A 15,802-nucleotide genomic window follows, 5' to 3' on the forward strand; every position below is an offset into this window, starting at 1 on the left:
CTCTTACAAGAGTCCGCGCAAGTCCAAAGTCAGGCGACGTTTTGCTCAGCCGACCAGCTGGCATACCAGCTGCGGAACAGCGCGTACTGCTGCTCGGCATAGTTGCGCTGCGCATCGGTCAGCACGTCGGTCTCGTTGAAGTGCAGGCTGTATTCGCGGTCACCGTTCAGCACCATCAGGTGCTTGTAGTACAGCACCAGGTCGCAACCCTCATCGAACGACGACAGCACCGCCAGTGCCGCTTCCAGCTCACGCGCCAGGCGACGGGCCTTCGCATCGCCCTTGGCCGCCTGCTTGCTCAGGCTCACCAAGTGCAGCACTTCACGCGGCAGGGCGTTGCCGATGCCGGTGATGGCACCGGTGGCGTTGCAGTTGACGAAACCATGCACCACCTGGGTATCCACGCCGACCATCAGGGTCACATCGTCATCCTTGGAGGTGATGTGCTCGGCGGCGTAGCGCAGGTCGGCGCCACCGCCGAACTCCTTGAAGCCGATCAGGTTGGAGAATTCGCGGCGCAGTTCGAAGAACAGGTCGGCGCGGGTGGCGAAGCCGTAGTAGGGGCTGTTGTAGATCACTGCTGGCAGCTTGGGCGCGGCGGCGAGAATGGCCGAGAAGTGGTGCTTCTGGGCGATCAACGAGGCACCCCGGCTAAGCACGCGGGGGATGACCATAAGGCCGGCGGCACCGACCTTGGCAGCATGGGCCGCGTGGGAAACCGCTTCGCGGGTGTTCACCGCACCCGTGCCGACGATGGTGGGAATGCCTGCGGCCACCAGGCGCGCCACACCTTCCTGGCGCTCGGCTTCGGTCAGCAGCGGCCAGTCACCCATCGAGCCGCAGTACACCACGGCGCTCATGCCGGCCTCGATCAGTTCGCGGCCCTTGCGCACCAGAGCGTCGAAGTCCGGCTTGCGGTCTGCGGTGCATGGGGTCATCAAGGCGGGCATGGTGCCGGTGAAGATGTTGTCAGTCATTGTTGTCACTCCTCGCAATGTTCAGTCGGAAAAAGCCGGGGTCAGATACCCCAGGCGAACGGGTCTTGTTCGTCGATCAGCAGGGTGCTGTCGGCGGTCATGTAGGCGCGGCCGGTGATGAACGGGCGAATGTGTTCGCCGTCGCGCTCGTAGCGGCCGTGGAACTGGCTGCCGGTGATGCTGGCCTGCACCCAGGTCTGGCCTTCGGCAAGCTTGCCGTCGGCGGCCAGGCAGGCCAGCTTGGCGCTGGTGCCGGTGCCGCAGGGCGAGCGGTCGTAGGCCTTGCCAGGGCACATCACGAAGTTGCGGCTGTCGGCGTTGGCGTCGTTGGCGAACAACTCAACGTGGTCGATGGGGGCGCCGTTTTCACCCGTGATGCCCTGGGCTTCGAGGGCCTTGAGCATGGCCCAGGTGTACTCGGTGAGCGCTTCCCGGTTGCCCAGCTCTATGCGCTGGCCGTGTTCGGAAACCAGGAAGAACCAGTTGCCGCCCCAGGCAATGTCGCCATGCACGACGCCGTGCCCGGGCACATCCACCGCCACCTGCTGGCGATAGCGGTAAGAGGGCACATTGGCGACGGTGATGGCGCCATCTTCATGCAGGGTGGCGCTGACTTGGCCGACCGGGGTGTCTATCTTGTGCACGCCGGGCGCGATCAGGCCCAGGTGCTGCAACGAGGCGACTAGGCCGATGGTGCCGTGACCGCACATGTTCAGGTAGCCGGCATTGTTGAAGAAGATCACCCCGCACGTGGCGTCGGCAGACACCGGTGGGCAGTACAGCGCGCCCACCAGCACATCGTTGCCGCGAGGCTCCAGCAGGCAGGCACGGCGCCAGTGGTCGTGCAGCTCGCGCAGTTCGTCGCGCTGTTCGGCCATGCTGCGGCCATGCAGTTGCGGGAAGCCCTTCATCACCAGGCGGGTCGGTTCGCCGCCAGTGTGGGAGTCGATGACGTGAATCTGTTTCATGGGCTTGTCCCTTGCGTAAAAGATCAGGAGGCGACGGCGGCAGGGCGGCCGGCATAGGTGTCAGCGGTGGTTTCGCTTTCGTCCTCGCCTTCCAGGCGCACCAGGTGTGCAGGCACGCCAGTGGCCGCTCCCCAGTAGTAGATGCCCAGGGCACAAGCCGCCACGACTGCGGTGTCGAGCGGGTGGCCGATGACCCCCAGGCCGCCGAAGCTGCCCAGCCACGACAGCAGGATGGTTACTGCGTAGAAGCCGATCAGCCATGCCGACGAGCGCACTTGCTGGGCCAGCGACAGGTGCTGGGTGGGCACGAAGCGACCGCACAGCAGGTACAGCACGAACATCACGATTTGCAGGGCCAGTAGCCACGACACGGTATTCCAGCCGGACCAGTACACGATCAGCGCGGCGATGATGAACGACAGCGGGCCGAGCACGCCCATACCCTTGACCCGGAACGGGCGCGGCATGTCTGGCGCATTGCGGCGCAGGGCGGCGACGGTGACCGGGGCCACGGCGTAGCTCAGTACCAGGGCAGCGGATACCACGTTGATCAGCGCTTCCCACGACGGGAACGGCAGGGTCCAGAACACCGACAGGGCAAACGTCAGCCATAGCGCCGGACGCGGGATGCCGGACTCTGCATCGATGCGGGTGAAGTACTTGAAGAAGGTGCCGGTCTGCGCCCAGCCATAGATCACGCGCGGGGTGGCGTTCATGTAGATGTTGCCGCAGCCGCTGGGCGAGATCACCGCGTCGGCCACCACCAGGTAGGCCAGCCAGCCCACACCCAGGGCAAGGGCGATGTCACGGTAGGGCAGGGCCAGTTCCTTGGTGACCGCAGCCCAGCCGTTGGTGAGCATTTCGGTCGGTACGCTGCCGAGGAAGGCCAGTTGCAGCAGGGCGTAGATGGCGGTGGACAGCAGCACCGAAAGCATCAGCGCAATCGGGATAGTGCGCTGCGGGTTCTTCACCTCGCTGGCTACCGAAATGATCGGCGTCAGGCCCAGGTAGGCGAAGATGATGCCGCCCGCCGACACGGCCATTTCCACCCCGGACAGGCCGAACGGGGCAAAACCGTGGACCTCGAAGTTTTCTGGCTTGAAGAAGGTGAACAGTACGCCAATCACCAGCAGCGGCACGATGAACTTGAATACGCTGACCAGGTTGTTGGCCTTGGCGAAGGTTTTCACGCTGCGGTAATTGAGGAAGAAGAACAGCCCCAGCAGCGCGAACTGCACGAGCCAGCCAAGCACGGTCGGGTCGCTTGAACCGGTTTTGGTCAGCCCGGGAAACCAGGCGGCGGCGTACTGGCGCGAGGCGACCACTTCGATGGCGATCAGGCTGGAAAAGGCGATCAGGGTGATGAAACCCATCAGGTAGCCCAGCAGCGGGCCGTGCGAGTAAACCGGGTAGCGCACCACGCCACCGGCGCGGGGCAGGGCGGCGCCCAGTTCGCAGTAGACGATGCCCAGCAGCAGCACGGCGAACCCGCCGAGGAACCAGGACAGGATGCCAGCCGGGCCGGCGATGGCCGAGACATGGCTGGCGGCGAACAGCCAGCCAGAGCCGAAAATGGCCCCCAGGCCGATGAAGGTGAGGTCCAGCAGTGATAACTGTTTCTTGAATTTGCCTGACATGGGTTCGCCTTTTTGTTGGTTATTGGATAGGCAGGTCTGATGTCACGAGATGCGGCTTTTTGGGCCGCGCTCTTGTAGGACTTGGGCGGCTTGCGTGGGGCATAGAGTGAACCGGTCGGGGCGGCGGTTCTTGATGGTTTTCTGCAAGGGGGATGACGAAATCGGCACAGTTGCAAAAAATGCTGGCGGCGAGGGTGGGGTGCTGGATAGGCTGTAGGCCTTAGCGAATAAGGGCTGTAGAGATGTGTTGGTAGTGCTGGCCTCTTCGCGGGCACAGCCAGCAGAGAACCGAAGATGACCGACAATCCCTTGGCAACCCTGTACCAGTCTCTCGACTTGCACCGCCCCGCGAGCCTTGAGGCCCTGCTGGCCAGCGTTTCCCTGCTATTGCCGATCCTCGACGTCATCCCCAACGCCGCCATCTTCATCAAAGACCCGGCCGCCCGCTACGTGCTGGCCAACAACACCCTGGTCCAGCGTTGCGGCCTCAAGCGCTTGCAGCCGTTGCTCGGCAAGACCAGCGCTGAAGTCTTCCCGGCACAGCTTGGCCCCGGCTACACCGAGCAGGACCGCCGCGTACTCAAGGAAGGCCTGGTGCTGGACGACCAGCTGGAGCTGCACCTGTACGGCAGCCGCGAGCCCGGCTGGTGCCTGACCCACAAGCGCCCGCTGTACAACCAGGCGGGCGAGATCATCGGCTTGGTGGGCATTTCGGTCGACCTGCAATCAGCCGCCGACACTCACCCTGCATACCAGCGCCTGGCCGCGGTGGACGAGCATATCCGCCAGCACTTTCACCAGCCGATCAGTATGGGCGAGCTGACCCGCATCGCCGGCATTTCCGTGGCTCAGCTGGAGCGCTACTGCAAGCGGGTATTTCACCTCACGCCCCGACAGATGATCCACAAGGCGCGCCTGGAGCACGCCCACCGCCTGCTGCATTCGGACCTGCCGATCACCGACGTGGCGATGCGCTGTGGCTACACCGACCACAGCGCCTTCAGCCGCCAGTTCAAGCAACTGACGGGTTTCACGCCGAGGCAGTATCGGCAGGCGACGGTGCCGTAGCCGTAGTGGCCTCAGGTGAAGCGACTCTTGCTTGCCAGACCTTATAGAGCTTTTGTGCACGTTCCATCCGCGACAGCTTCAGTACGGTCAGCAGTAGGCCGAGGAACAGTATTGCGGCTAAACCTGTCAGCAGAGCACGCTGGCCCTTCACACCTTTTTCAACTTGCGCTGCGTAGTCGGGGGCCATGAAGAACGAGCAGATGGTGTCGAGTTTTTCTTCCGGCATGTAGCGTGTAAAAGGCGCCAGGCTTTCCGAAGACCGGCACTGGTCCAGCGTGAGCTTTTCATCCGGAAACCACATTTCAAACTTGATGTCCTGTTGCGACAGGTAGAAGGCAGGTGACGCCGGGTCATTTTTCAGCGATACCATCAAATACTCCGACTGGTTTGCCACCGGCAGCGGGGTAATTAGCGCGAAAAGTACAATCAACAGGGCAAGGAACCCTTTGAAGCGACCTCGGGAGAATCGCGCTGTAGCAAACTTGGGCTCGTCGAAATCACTCCAGTCGATATAGGCGCGGTTGCGGCTCAGGTCGCCGGGTGCAAAGCCGTTATCTACGATCCACCGGTGGGCAAGGCAGGCCTCATGCAGGTTGTTGGCCGGGATATTGAATTCATAGCGGAAGAACTCAATTTCTCGTAATTCCCTGCGCAGGGTATTCAACTGCGAGTGACTGTCGAATTCGGTGGTGCCACCGAAACTGCGCCAGATAAGGTCGCGAAGAAAGTAGAGCGAACCGGCTCGCCTGTAGATGAACCACAGCAGCAACCCAATCAATATAAGCGTGCCGACCCCGCCGAGGGGGGCGAGCGTTTCTACGCTCCAGAACGATGAGGCCAGATTGGTGGAATTCGTCATGTCAGCTCCTTTAACGATTTAAGCGGGCCTTGTGCTTATGCTTCAGGCCAGCGCGTCCGATAAGGCGGCAATAATAAAAGCGCTTAAGCTGACATGTCGCTAGTGAAACTTCCGAGTTGGTTGTAGGGAATTTCTTGATTGACTGCGTGGCCTCATATTCAGCCGTTGGCAAATAGTCCACGTGCCTCGGCAAAGCACTGCTCGGCAATCGCCGAGCGCGGCTCGCTACGGCGCAGCAACAGGCCGACCGGGCTGTGGATGGCAGCGTCGGCCACCGGCAGAATGCGCAGGTGCTCGCTGAGGTCTTCGAGGCCGCAGTCCAACGGCATGATCGCGCAGCACATGCCGGTGTTGATGGCCTGTATCAGCTGGAAAGTCGAGTCGCTTTCCAGTACCGCATGCGGTTCCAGACCACGGCTGCGCAAGCTCAGGTCCAGCGACTGTCGGTAGTGCATACCCTTGCTCAACAGGCCCAGCGGTATGTCGCTGAGCGCGTCCCAGCGCAGGGTGTCGCTGTCAAACTGGAAGTGCCGGGTGTCGTGCAGCAGGCCCATGGTGGTGGTGCCCAGTTCCAGTACTTCGAAGAAGCTGGTGTTGACCTGGTCCAGGTAGCAGATACCCAGGTCGAGCTGGTTGCGGCTCAGTCCGTCGATGACTTGCTCCGAGCTCAGCGAACTGAGCTGGAAGTGCAGTTCGGGGTATTTTTCGCGCAGCGGCAGCAGCAGGTGCATGGGGTTGAAGCTGGCCAGCGGCACTGTGCCCAGTCGCAGGCTGCCGACCACCTGGCCCCGGCAACTGGCGGCCTCGGCCTGCAGGCCGTCGTGGGCGGCGAGCAGGGTGCGGGCCCAGGCCAGAATACGCTCGCCGGCCTCGGTGAAGCCTTCGAAGCGCTGGCCGCGTTTGACTAGCACCAGGTCCAGCTCGTCCTCCAGGTTGCGCAGGCGCATGGACAGCGTCGGCTGAGTGATATGGCACAGCGCCGCCGCCTGGCCGAAGTGGCGGGTCTGGTCGAGGGCGATGAGGAACTTGAGCTGCTTGATGTCCATGAAAGTGCCTGGCGTATGGTTGTGCAGACCATAACCCACGTCTGCGATAGATGTCATTGATCGGCCGGTAAGCCATAACGATTGGACGCCCCCGAGCCACGCCTCTAGCGTGGCGACAAGGCCATTCAAGGAGCTTTTACTGTGCGCGTCCAACCCGATGCGGTCTTCGTACCGCTCAACATCGCCGTGCTGACCGTCAGCGACACCCGTACCTACGACAACGATACCTCCGGCGAGCTGCTGGCCAGCCGGTCGGTCGAGATCGGCCACCGGCTGGTGGCGCGAGCGTTGCTCAAGGACGACCTGTACAAGATCCGCGCCCAGGTCGCCACCTGGATTGCCGACGAGCAGGTGCAGGTGGTGCTGATTACCGGCGGTACCGGCTTTACCGGGCGTGACAGCACACCGGAGGCGGTCGAGTGCCTGCTGGACAAGCGCATTGATGGCTTTGGCGAGCTGTTCCGGGCGCTGTCGATTCTGGATATCGGCAGTTCTACCGTGCAGAGCCGAGCGTTGGCCGGGTTGTCCAACCGCACGTTGGTGTGCTGCTTGCCGGGTTCCACCGGCGCCTGCCGTACGGCGTGGGAAGGAATTCTGGCGGAGCAGCTGGATGCCCGGCACCGGCCGTGCAATTTCGTCAAACACCTGCTGCCGATCGAGGCCTGTGCCAGCCGGGGGTGAGTTTTCTCCTGTGACGGCTATCAGCTCAACACATGCCCCACCGGCAACAACGCCGGTGGCAACTGCGTCTCGCCCAAACCCGCCAGCACATCCCGCTCCACCGTCCGCACCATGGCATCGGTTGGCAGGTCGTTCTCATCCCGTCCGAACGGGTCCTCCAGTTCGTTGCCAATCGCATCCAGCCCGAAGAACGTGTATCCCACGATGGTGGTGAACAGCGGTGCCAGCCAGCCCAGCGGCTCGGCCAGGGCAAACGGCAGCAGCAGGCAGAAGATGTAGATGGTGCGGTGCAGCAACAGCGTGTAGGGGAACGGCAACGGTGTGAACTTGATCCGCTCACAGGTGGCCTGCACCTCGGTCAGGCCTACCAGCCGCTGTTCCAGCAGGCTGTAGCGCCAATCGCTGATGTGCTGTTGTTCCGCCAGCTGCGAGCAATGCTGGCCGATGTCGCGCAGGATGCCGTCGCACACGTTATGCGAGCTGATCGCCTCTGGCCGGGCCAGCCAGGGCCGGGCGGCCGCCAGGTCGTCCTCATTACGCAGGCGGGCATTCAGCGCATGGGCATAGCCACACAGGCTGCGCAGCAGCTCTGCGCGCAGTGCCTCGTCAGCAATCACCACGCTTTCGCGCACGAACGAGCGGGTTTCGATAATCAGCTTGCCCCAGGCCTTACGGCCCTCCCACCAGCGGTCGTAGCAGGCGTTGTTGCGAAAGCTCATGAAGATCGACAGCGACAGGCCCAGCAACGTAAACGGCGTGGCACTGACCGGGTAGAAAAACGCGGGGAAATGGCGCTCGACCAGCACGATCAGCGCGGCCAGCAGGGTCACCATCAGGCAGCGCAGGGCGATGCGCTTGACGATCGACCCCTTGAGGGTGAACAGCACACGCAGTACATCGGGGGTTGGGTGGACAATCATGGAAATCCAGAGACGGCGGTTCAGCCGCCGGTCATGTTCATGAAGCGCAGGATCTGCACATCGCCACCCACTTCGAAGTGATGGCGGTAGGGCTTGAGGTGCAGCGAGTCGCGGATGGCCTTTTCCAGGCGCTCGCGGTTGCCGGGGTGAGCACGCAGCACGTGCTTCAGGTCTACCGAGTGTTCGTTGCCCAGGCACAACAACAGGCGGCCTTCGACTGTCAGGCGCACGCGGTTGCAGGTGGCGCAAAAGTTGTGGCTGTGCGGCGAGATGAAACCGACCCGGGTGTTGGCGGCTTCGGCCAGGCGCCAGTAGCGGGCAGGGCCCTGTGATGATTCGGTGGACTCCACCAGGGTGAACTGTTCTGCCAGGCGCTCGCGTACTTCGTCGCTGGAGCAGAACGACTCGCCGCGCTCGTGTTCGCTGATTACCCCCAGCGGCATTTCTTCGATGAAGGTGATGTCCAGCTCGCGATCGATGGCAAAGCGTACCAGGTCGACCAGTTCGTGGTCGTTGCGGCCTTTGAGTACTACACAGTTGAGTTTGATGCGTTTGAAGCCGGCCTGGCGTGCGGCGTCGATACCGGCGATGACCTGGTGCAGGTCGCCGGTACGGGTCAGCTGCTTGAAGCGTTCGGTATCCAGGCTGTCAAGGCTGATGTTCAGGCGCGACAGCCCGGCGTCGAACAGTGGCTGTGCCAGGCGCCCGAGTTGCGAGCCGTTGCTGGTCATGCACAGTTCGCGCAAGCCGGGCAGGGCGGCAATCCGCCCGCACAGCTCGACGATGCCCTGACGTACCAGCGGCTCGCCGCCGGTCAGGCGGATTTTGCGGGTGCCCAGGGCGACGAAGCGCTCGGCCACCTGGAACAATTCTTCGAGGCTGAGGATCTGCTGGCGCGGCAAAAACTGCATGTCTTCGGCCATGCAGTACACGCAACGGAAGTCACAGCGGTCGGTGACCGACATCCGCAGGTAGTCGATTTTCCGGTTGAAGCCGTCGATCAGGGCCCGGCTGTTCTGTTCCACGTTCGCGCTCGAATGGGGTGGGTTCACACCAAGCTATAGCCTGGCCGCAGGGCCGTCAAATTGCTTTGCCCGACTGGTTGATCGATGGTTTCTATCACGGCTGCAGGCCCGATGCTTCAAAGCTTCCACCCCATGATCGAAACCGCTTATCACGCCGTAAGATCTTTCGATTGGACGCCCCACCCCCACGCTCAATAGGCTGAATAAAAGCATCGAAGCGTGAGGATTCATCGCATGAGCCAGGACGAACACATCAGGGACTACAAAGGCGCAGCCGCCGGCTGGGGAGCGCTCAAGAGCGTGACCAAAAGCTGGCTGGGCAGCGAAAATGCCTTCAAGAACCTGCGGGCCATGCTCAAGACCAACCAGAACGGCGGCTTCGACTGCCCCGGCTGTGCCTGGGGGGAGTCGCCGGAAAGCGACATGGTCAAGTTCTGCGAAAACGGCGCCAAGGCGGTCAACTGGGAAGCCACCGGCCGCTCGGTTGACCCGGCTTTCTTCGCCAAATACAGCGTCAGCGCGCTGAAGGACCAGACTGACTACTGGCTCGAATACCAGGGCCGCCTCACGCACCCGATGCGCTACGACGCTGCCACCGACCACTATGTCGAAACCACCTGGCAGGAGGCCTTCGAGCTGGTCGCCAGACACCTGCGTGCGCTGCAGTCGCCAGACGAGGCCGAGTTCTACACGTCGGGCCGGGCCAGCAACGAGGCGGCGTTCCTCTACCAGCTGTTCGTGCGCGCCTACGGCACCAACAACTTCCCCGATTGCTCGAACATGTGCCACGAAGCCAGCGGTGCAGGCATGTCGGAAACCCTCGGGGTGGGCAAAGGCACTGTCGTGTTTCACGACCTGGAGCTGGCCGATGCGATCTTCGTCATCGGTCAGAACCCAGGCACCAACCACCCGCGCATGCTCGAACCGCTGCGTGAGGCGGTCAAGCGCGGGGCTCAGGTGGTGTGCTTCAACCCGCTGAAAGAGCGTGGCCTGGAGCGCTTCCAGCACCCGCAGCACCCGTTCGAAATGCTCAGCAACGGCTCCGAACCGACTTCCAGCGCCTACTTCCGCCCGGCCTTGGGCGGTGACATGGCGGCCATGCGTGGCATTGCCAAATTCCTGTTGCAGTGGGAGCGCGAAGCCCAGGCCAACGGTGAGCCGGCGGTGTTCGACCATGCCTTCATCGCCGAGCACACCAGTGGCGTCGATGACTACCTGGCGGCAGTGGACGCCACCTCCTGGGCGCATATCGTCAAGCAGTCGGGCTTGACCTTGGCCGAGATCGAGCTGGCGGCCCGCATGTACCGCAAGGCAGAGCGGGTGATCATGTGCTGGGCCATGGGCGTCACCCAGCACCGCCATTCGGTGCCTACCGTGCAGGAAATCGTCAACCTGCAGTTGCTGCGCGGCAACGTCGGCAAACCCGGCGCTGGCCTGTCGCCGGTACGTGGCCACAGTAACGTGCAGGGCGACCGCACCATGGGCATCGACGAAAAGCCCAAACCGGCGCTGCTCGATGCCATCGAAAAACGCTTCCAGTTCCGTGTGCCGCGTGCCCATGGGCACAACGCGGTGCTGGCGATCAAGGCCATGGAAGAGGGGCGGGCCAAGGTGTTCGTCGCCCTGGGCGGCAACTTTGCCCAAGCCACCCCGGACACCCCGCGCACCCACGCGGCGCTGCAGAACTGCGCGTTGACCGTGCAGATTTCCACCAAGCTCAACCGCTCGCACCTGGTGACTGGCCGCGATGCGTTGATCCTGCCCTGCCTGGGCCGGACCGAAATCGACCTGCAGGCCGAAGGGCCGCAAGGCGTGACCGTGGAAGACACCTTCAGCATGGTGCACATCTCTAACGGCCAGTTGCGCCCGCGTTCACCGCACATGCGCTCGGAGCCGTGGATCATCGCCGGCATGGCCAAGGCCACGCTGGGCAATCAGCCGATCGACTGGGAGTATGCGGTGGCTGATTACAACCGCATTCGTGACATGATTGCCGACGTGATCCCTGGTTTCACTGGCTTCAACGAACGCCTGCATAGCCCGGGCGGTTTCCACCTGGGTAACAATGCCGCCGATCGCAGCTTCCGCACGGCCACGGGCAAGGCACGGTTCATGCCCCACGCGCTGCCGGAGGAGTTGATCAACGCCAAGGTGCTGGCGCGGGGTGACAAGCCCGACCTGATCCTGCAGACCCTGCGTTCGCACGACCAGTACAACACCACGCTGTATGGCCTGGACGACCGCTACCGCGGCGTGTTCGGCCTGCGGGAAGTGGTGTTCGTGAACGAGGCCGATATTCGCCGCCTGGGCTTCGAGCCGGGTGAGCATGTGGACCTGGTGTCGCTGTGGGAGGATGGCGTCGAGCGGCGGGTGTCGGGGTTCCGCCTGGTGGCGTATGACGTGCCTGAAGGGCAGGCGGCGGCGTATTACCCAGAGACCAATCCGCTGGTGCCGCTGGAGAGTTATGGCGTGGGGACTTATACGCCGACATCGAAGTTTGTGGCGATCAAGGTTGAGAAAGCCAAGGCGGGGAACCGGATTGCGGCGGTGTTGGCTGTAGACTGATTGGTTACCTGTACCGGCCTCTTCGCGGGCTTGCCCGCGAAGAATCCAGCACCGATTCAGGATCGATGCACCGGGTACGCTGTGGTGTACTTCATCTGCTCCATGGCAAAACTGGACGTAATGTTCGACAGCCCATCGGTACGGGTAATCAGCTTTTTGTAGAACCGGTCATACGCCGCAATATCCCCCACCACTACCCGCAGCATGTAATCCCAGTCGCCGGACATGCGATAGAACTCCATCACTTCTTCGAACCCGGTCACGGTCGCGGCAAACTGCTCAAGCCAGGCGCTGTCGTGGCGCTGGGTCTTGAGCTGGACGAACACCGTCAGCCCCAGGCCAAGCCGTTCGGGGTCGAGCAGGGCGACGCGGCCAAGAATGTAGCCTTCTTCTTCCAGGCGCTTGACCCGCTTCCAGCAGGGCGTGGTGGACAGGTTGACGGCCTCGGCCAGGTCCTTGAGCGATATCGAGGCATCGCGCTGAAGCAGGGTAAGAATGTGCTGGTCGAAACTGTCCATATCGCGCGCGGGCCGTGAAGAAAATTTTTCACAGATTACCCCAAGGCCAGAACATTTGGGTTGTGCGATAGTTGCAGCCTTAACTCTGCCAATGGGCCTGACCATGTCCGACAAGCCGCGCAATTTCGCCACCCGTACCATTCACGCCGGCGAGCAGTTCAGCGTCGCTGAAAACGCCATTTTCCCAGCCATCGTCACCGCCAGCTCGTTCACCAAACGTAGCCTGGACGACAAACCGGAATACTCCTACAGCCGCGTTGGCAACCCCACCCGACATGCCTACGAAACCTGTGTCGCCGCGCTGGAAGAGGGCGTGGGCGCGGTTGCCTGTGCCTCGGGCGTGAACGCTACAGCGACGGTGCTGGAGCTGCTACCCAAGGATGCCCATGTCGTGGTGATGAACGGCGTGTACGGCGGCACTTTCCGTATTCTGGAAGACTACCGCAGCCGCACCTCGGGCCTGACCACCACCTATGTCGACCTCAACGACCTGGAGGCCGTGGCTGCCGCCATCAAGCCGGAAACCCAGCTGATCTGGATCGAATCGCCGACCAACCCGCTGCTGCACCTGGTCGACATCAAGGCCGTGTGCGACCTGGCCAAGGCCCGGGGCATCCTCACCTGCATCGACAATACCTTCTGCTCGCCGTGGAACCAGCGCCCGATCACCTTGGGCGTAGACCTGGTGATGCACTCGGCCAGCAAGTACATCGGTGGCCACTCCGACCTCACCGGTGGTGTGGTGGTGGCGGCCAACGATGCACTGCTGGCGCGCCTTCGCCGCATCAGCATGGCAATTGGCGCGGTGCAGGGGCCGTTCGACTGCTACCTGGCCCTGCGTGGCCTGAAAACCCTGGATGTGCGCATGGAGCGCCAGTGTGCCAATGCCCTGCAGGTGGCGCGCTTCCTCGAAAACCATCCGCAGATCGAGCAGGTGTATTACCCGGGGCTGGAAAGCCACCCGCAACACGAATTGTGCAAACGCCAGATGCGCAGTGGCGGGGCGGTGGTGGCCATGAAGGTCAAGGGCGACCGCGCCGCGCTCAACCGCTTGGTGGAAGCGTTGCAGATCTTTGTGCTGGCCGACTCGCTGGGTGGGGTGGAGAGCATGATCAACCACTCGTGGACCATGTCGCACTGCTCGCTGAGCCCGGAGCAGAAAGGGGTGATGGGGATCAGCGAAAACCTGCTGCGGCTTTCGATGGGGATCGAGGATTACCGTGATCTGATCGAGGATCTGGATGGCGCCTTGAAAGCTTCGGCAGCTGTGTAAGGGTTGCTGGCCTCTTCGCGGGTTAACCCGCGAAGGGGCCAGTGAATTCAATACATTTCCATCAGGATTTCGGCGGATGAATGATCCGTTCGATCTTGTCCTTGATCAGCAACCGTTCCTTGCGCAGGCGGTTGACGGTGTCGTCGTTGGTGCCGTTGCCTTCGGCGGCGACCACCTCCTTGTCCTTGGCGTTGTATTCCTTGTGCAGTGAGTGCAGCGTCTGGTCCTTGTCAATGAGCGCCTGGAATGCATCAGCGGTAACGTGCAGGTCAGCGAGCAGATCATGCGGAACTGGCATTTCTTCACCTCTGTCAGGGTTGTCAATAAGGTCCTGACCTTTGAGGATAGCCGCCTTTGCGCAGGCCGGTGATGTCGGCCAGCCTGAATGGCAGCTGAATGAAGCGCCGTTAATCACCGAAAGGCGCGCCCTCACGAAATTGTTACCAACTTTTTCACAAAAAATTGATGACACGCTTTCTAGAGTTCGCCCAACTTTCCCACGGTGCCAGCCGGCCTGGGGGTTGATAATCACTCTTGATTGCGAACGCTAATGCTCAACTTCAAATCCCTGCGGACTGAATGGGTCACGCTGCTGGCCAGCCTTTACCTGCTGATTGGCTTGAACATGTTCCTCTGGGAGCACCTGCAAGAGGTGGTGCCTGCCGGCCTGTCCGGGCTGTGGTTGAGCCTGGCGTTTGCCGTGCTGATGTTGTTCGCTTTCAATCTCATCCTCACGTTGTTTGCCTTCCGGTATGTATTGAAGCCGATACTTATCGTGTTGTTCATGAGTGGCGCGGGTGTGGCTTACTTCATGAATCAATACGGCGTACTTATAGATGCGGGTATGTTCCGCAACATTGCAGAAACCAACGTAACCGAAGTACGCGACCTGCTTTCGCTGAAGTTTGGCTTGTATATTCTGGGCTTGGGCGTGGTGCCTTCGGTGCTGTTGTGGAAGGCGCCCATTGCCTACCGTCCCTGGCACCGCGAGCTGCTGGGCAAGCTGGTAGTCAGTGGCGCCTGCGTGGTAGCCCTGGGCTCGGTGGCGCTGGTCAACTATCAAGGGTTGTCCTCGCTGTTTCGCAACCACCACGAATTGCGCCTGATGTTGACCCCCAGCAATATCGTCGGTGCTTCCATTGGCTACGTCAGCGAACGCGTCGGTACGGCATCGCGTCCTTTCCAGCACTATGGCGAAGATGCCAAGCGTGATGTCGCCTGGCAGAAGCATGAGCGCAAGTCGTTGACCGTGCTGGTGGTGGGTGAAAGTGCGCGGGCCGACCACTTTGGCGTGTTGGGCTACGACCGCAATACCACCCCGAACCTAGCCAAGGAGCAGGGCCTGGTGGCGTTTTCCGATGTGCATTCGTGCGGTACGGAAACGGCTGTCTCGGTGCCGTGCATGTTCTCGGGTATGACCCGCAAGGAATACGATGCCCGCGTGGCCAAGAACCGCGAAGGGCTGCTGGATATCCTCCAGCGGGCCGGCCTGGCCGTGCAGTGGCGCGACAACCAGTCGGGCTGCAAAGGTACCTGCGACCGTGTGCAGTTCATCGATGTCAGCAACCTCAACGACCCGCAGCTGTGCGCCAATGGCGAATGCCATGACCAGATCCTGCTGCAAGGGCTGGACGCGCTGATCGACAACCTCGACAAGGACACCGTGCTGGTGCTGCACCAGATGGGCAGCCACGGCCCGGAATATTTCAAGCGCTACCCAAGTGACAGTGAGCGCTTCACGCCGGTGTGCCAGAGCAACGCGCTGAACCAGTGCAGCGAGCAGGACATCATCAACGGTTACGACAACACCCTGGCTTACACCGACAAAGTGCTGGCGTCGCTGATCGACACCCTGCGCAGCAAACAGGACAAGGTCGACACCGCGATGATTTACCTGTCCGACCATGGCGAGTCGCTGGGTGAGTACAACCTGTTCCTGCACGGCACGCCTTACGCCATCGCCCCGGAACAGCAGAAGCACGTGCCATTGCTGACCTGGTTCTCCGACAGCTACAAAGAGGATTTCGGCATCGACACCGACTGCCTGGCCAAGCTCAACGACGCGCCGCTGTCGCAGGACAACCTGTTCCACTCCATGCTCGGCCTGTTGCAGGTGCGCACCGAGGTGTATCAGCAGTCGCTGGACATGTTTGCCAGCTGCCGTCCGTGGTTGGCGGCTAAACGCTGACCCACGCAATACCACCACTTATCGATATCAAGGATGGCCCGGGTTTCACCAGCAGTGCCCGCGCCGTATATACTGCG

14 protein-coding genes are annotated in these 15,802 nt (G+C 62.0%); 5 read left to right on the plus strand and 9 right to left on the minus strand.

The genetic code is table 11. The features are described from left to right. Positions 1 to 29: 29 nt before the first annotated feature. The 3 genes from PM2_RS06700 to PM2_RS06710 are packed head-to-tail and all read right to left on the minus strand — an operon-like array spanning position 30 to position 3,582. Complete coding sequence (locus PM2_RS06700; protein WP_016711960.1) at positions 30 to 977, minus strand: dihydrodipicolinate synthase family protein; 948 nt, start codon at positions 975 to 977, stop codon at positions 30 to 32. Between the two features lie 41 nt (positions 978 to 1,018). Continuing rightward, positions 1,019 to 1,945: a 4-hydroxyproline epimerase gene (locus PM2_RS06705; RefSeq protein ID WP_016711959.1), complete on the minus strand. Its 927-nt coding sequence runs from the start codon at positions 1,943 to 1,945 to the stop codon at positions 1,019 to 1,021. 23 nt (positions 1,946 to 1,968) lie between these two features. Next, on the minus strand, positions 1,969 to 3,582 hold the full coding sequence (locus PM2_RS06710; protein ID WP_028700254.1) for an APC family permease: 1,614 nt from the start codon (positions 3,580 to 3,582) through the stop codon (positions 1,969 to 1,971). Positions 3,583 to 3,876: 294 nt separating this feature from the next. Here PM2_RS06710 and PM2_RS06715 point away from each other — a divergent pair, with 294 nt between their 5' ends. Next, positions 3,877 to 4,650, plus strand: a complete 774-nt coding sequence (locus PM2_RS06715; RefSeq protein WP_016711957.1) for an AraC family transcriptional regulator — start codon at positions 3,877 to 3,879, stop codon at positions 4,648 to 4,650. Here the strand turns inward: PM2_RS06715 and PM2_RS06720 are convergent. Continuing rightward, the gene (locus PM2_RS06720; RefSeq protein WP_016711956.1) at positions 4,613 to 5,509 is read right to left on the minus strand and encodes a DUF6216 family protein; all 897 of its coding nucleotides are present in this window, start codon (positions 5,507 to 5,509) and stop codon (positions 4,613 to 4,615) included. The genes PM2_RS06715 and PM2_RS06720 overlap by 38 nt on opposite strands. Before the next feature lie 158 nt (positions 5,510 to 5,667). Continuing rightward, the gene (locus tag PM2_RS06725; protein ID WP_016711955.1) at positions 5,668 to 6,555 is read right to left on the minus strand and encodes a LysR family transcriptional regulator; all 888 of its coding nucleotides are present in this window, start codon (positions 6,553 to 6,555) and stop codon (positions 5,668 to 5,670) included. 141 nt (positions 6,556 to 6,696) lie between these two features. On the opposite strand from PM2_RS06725, the gene moaB reads away from it, so the two are divergent. Then, positions 6,697 to 7,236: a molybdenum cofactor biosynthesis protein B gene (gene moaB, locus PM2_RS06730; protein WP_012273701.1), complete on the plus strand. Its 540-nt coding sequence runs from the start codon at positions 6,697 to 6,699 to the stop codon at positions 7,234 to 7,236. Between the two features lie 20 nt (positions 7,237 to 7,256). Here moaB and PM2_RS06735 read toward each other — a convergent pair whose 3' ends face one another. Next, positions 7,257 to 8,156, minus strand: a complete 900-nt coding sequence (locus PM2_RS06735) for a bestrophin family protein (RefSeq protein ID WP_016711954.1) — start codon at positions 8,154 to 8,156, stop codon at positions 7,257 to 7,259. Between the two features lie 20 nt (positions 8,157 to 8,176). Continuing rightward, the gene (gene moaA, locus PM2_RS06740) at positions 8,177 to 9,181 is read right to left on the minus strand and encodes a GTP 3',8-cyclase MoaA (protein ID WP_016711953.1); all 1,005 of its coding nucleotides are present in this window, start codon (positions 9,179 to 9,181) and stop codon (positions 8,177 to 8,179) included. A gap of 234 nt (positions 9,182 to 9,415) precedes the next feature. On the opposite strand from moaA, the gene PM2_RS06745 reads away from it, so the two are divergent. Then, on the plus strand, positions 9,416 to 11,746 hold the full coding sequence (locus tag PM2_RS06745) for an FdhF/YdeP family oxidoreductase (RefSeq protein ID WP_016711952.1): 2,331 nt from the start codon (positions 9,416 to 9,418) through the stop codon (positions 11,744 to 11,746). A gap of 56 nt (positions 11,747 to 11,802) precedes the next feature. On the opposite strand, the gene PM2_RS06750 is transcribed toward PM2_RS06745, so the two are convergent. Beyond that, entirely contained in the window at positions 11,803 to 12,264 is a 462-nt protein-coding gene (locus PM2_RS06750) for an Lrp/AsnC family transcriptional regulator (protein ID WP_016498365.1), read from the minus strand. 91 nt (positions 12,265 to 12,355) lie between these two features. On the opposite strand from PM2_RS06750, the gene PM2_RS06755 reads away from it, so the two are divergent. Next, positions 12,356 to 13,537 carry a trans-sulfuration enzyme family protein gene (locus tag PM2_RS06755; RefSeq protein ID WP_028700255.1) on the plus strand — a complete coding sequence of 394 codons (1,182 nt, stop codon included), beginning with the start codon at positions 12,356 to 12,358 and terminating at the stop codon, positions 13,535 to 13,537. Positions 13,538 to 13,598: 61 nt separating this feature from the next. Here the strand turns inward: PM2_RS06755 and PM2_RS06760 are convergent, their stop codons facing one another. After that, positions 13,599 to 13,835: an HP1242/YdcH family protein gene (locus tag PM2_RS06760; RefSeq protein WP_016711950.1), complete on the minus strand. Its 237-nt coding sequence runs from the start codon at positions 13,833 to 13,835 to the stop codon at positions 13,599 to 13,601. A 252-nt stretch (positions 13,836 to 14,087) separates the two neighbouring features. On the opposite strand from PM2_RS06760, the gene PM2_RS06765 reads away from it, so the two are divergent. Continuing rightward, a complete protein-coding gene (locus tag PM2_RS06765) occupies positions 14,088 to 15,725 on the plus strand; it encodes a phosphoethanolamine transferase (RefSeq protein ID WP_016711949.1) in 1,638 nt (545 codons plus the stop codon). Positions 15,726 to 15,802: the final 77 nt, after the last annotated feature.

This window comes from Pseudomonas monteilii NBRC 103158 = DSM 14164 (genome assembly GCF_000730605.1).
GTDB lineage: Bacteria > Pseudomonadota > Gammaproteobacteria > Pseudomonadales > Pseudomonadaceae > Aquipseudomonas > Aquipseudomonas monteilii.

Excerpts from the sequence above, each read along its gene's own strand:
- PM2_RS06700 (WP_016711960.1), bottom strand. The coding sequence starts at position 977 with ATGACTGACAACATCTTCACCGGCACCATGCCCGCCTTGATGACCCCA.
- PM2_RS06705 (WP_016711959.1), bottom strand. The coding sequence starts at position 1,945 with ATGAAACAGATTCACGTCATCGACTCCCACACTGGCGGCGAACCGACC.
- PM2_RS06710 (WP_028700254.1), bottom strand. The coding sequence starts at position 3,582 with ATGTCAGGCAAATTCAAGAAACAGTTATCACTGCTGGACCTCACCTTC.
- PM2_RS06715 (WP_016711957.1), top strand. The coding sequence starts at position 3,877 with ATGACCGACAATCCCTTGGCAACCCTGTACCAGTCTCTCGACTTGCAC.
- PM2_RS06720 (WP_016711956.1), bottom strand. The coding sequence starts at position 5,509 with ATGACGAATTCCACCAATCTGGCCTCATCGTTCTGGAGCGTAGAAACG.
- PM2_RS06725 (WP_016711955.1), bottom strand. The coding sequence starts at position 6,555 with ATGGACATCAAGCAGCTCAAGTTCCTCATCGCCCTCGACCAGACCCGC.
- PM2_RS06735 (WP_016711954.1), bottom strand. The coding sequence starts at position 8,156 with ATGATTGTCCACCCAACCCCCGATGTACTGCGTGTGCTGTTCACCCTC.
- PM2_RS06745 (WP_016711952.1), top strand. The coding sequence starts at position 9,416 with ATGAGCCAGGACGAACACATCAGGGACTACAAAGGCGCAGCCGCCGGC.
- PM2_RS06750 (WP_016498365.1), bottom strand. The coding sequence starts at position 12,264 with ATGGACAGTTTCGACCAGCACATTCTTACCCTGCTTCAGCGCGATGCC.
- PM2_RS06755 (WP_028700255.1), top strand. The coding sequence starts at position 12,356 with ATGGGCCTGACCATGTCCGACAAGCCGCGCAATTTCGCCACCCGTACC.
- PM2_RS06760 (WP_016711950.1), bottom strand. The coding sequence starts at position 13,835 with ATGCCAGTTCCGCATGATCTGCTCGCTGACCTGCACGTTACCGCTGAT.
- PM2_RS06765 (WP_016711949.1), top strand. The coding sequence starts at position 14,088 with ATGCTCAACTTCAAATCCCTGCGGACTGAATGGGTCACGCTGCTGGCC.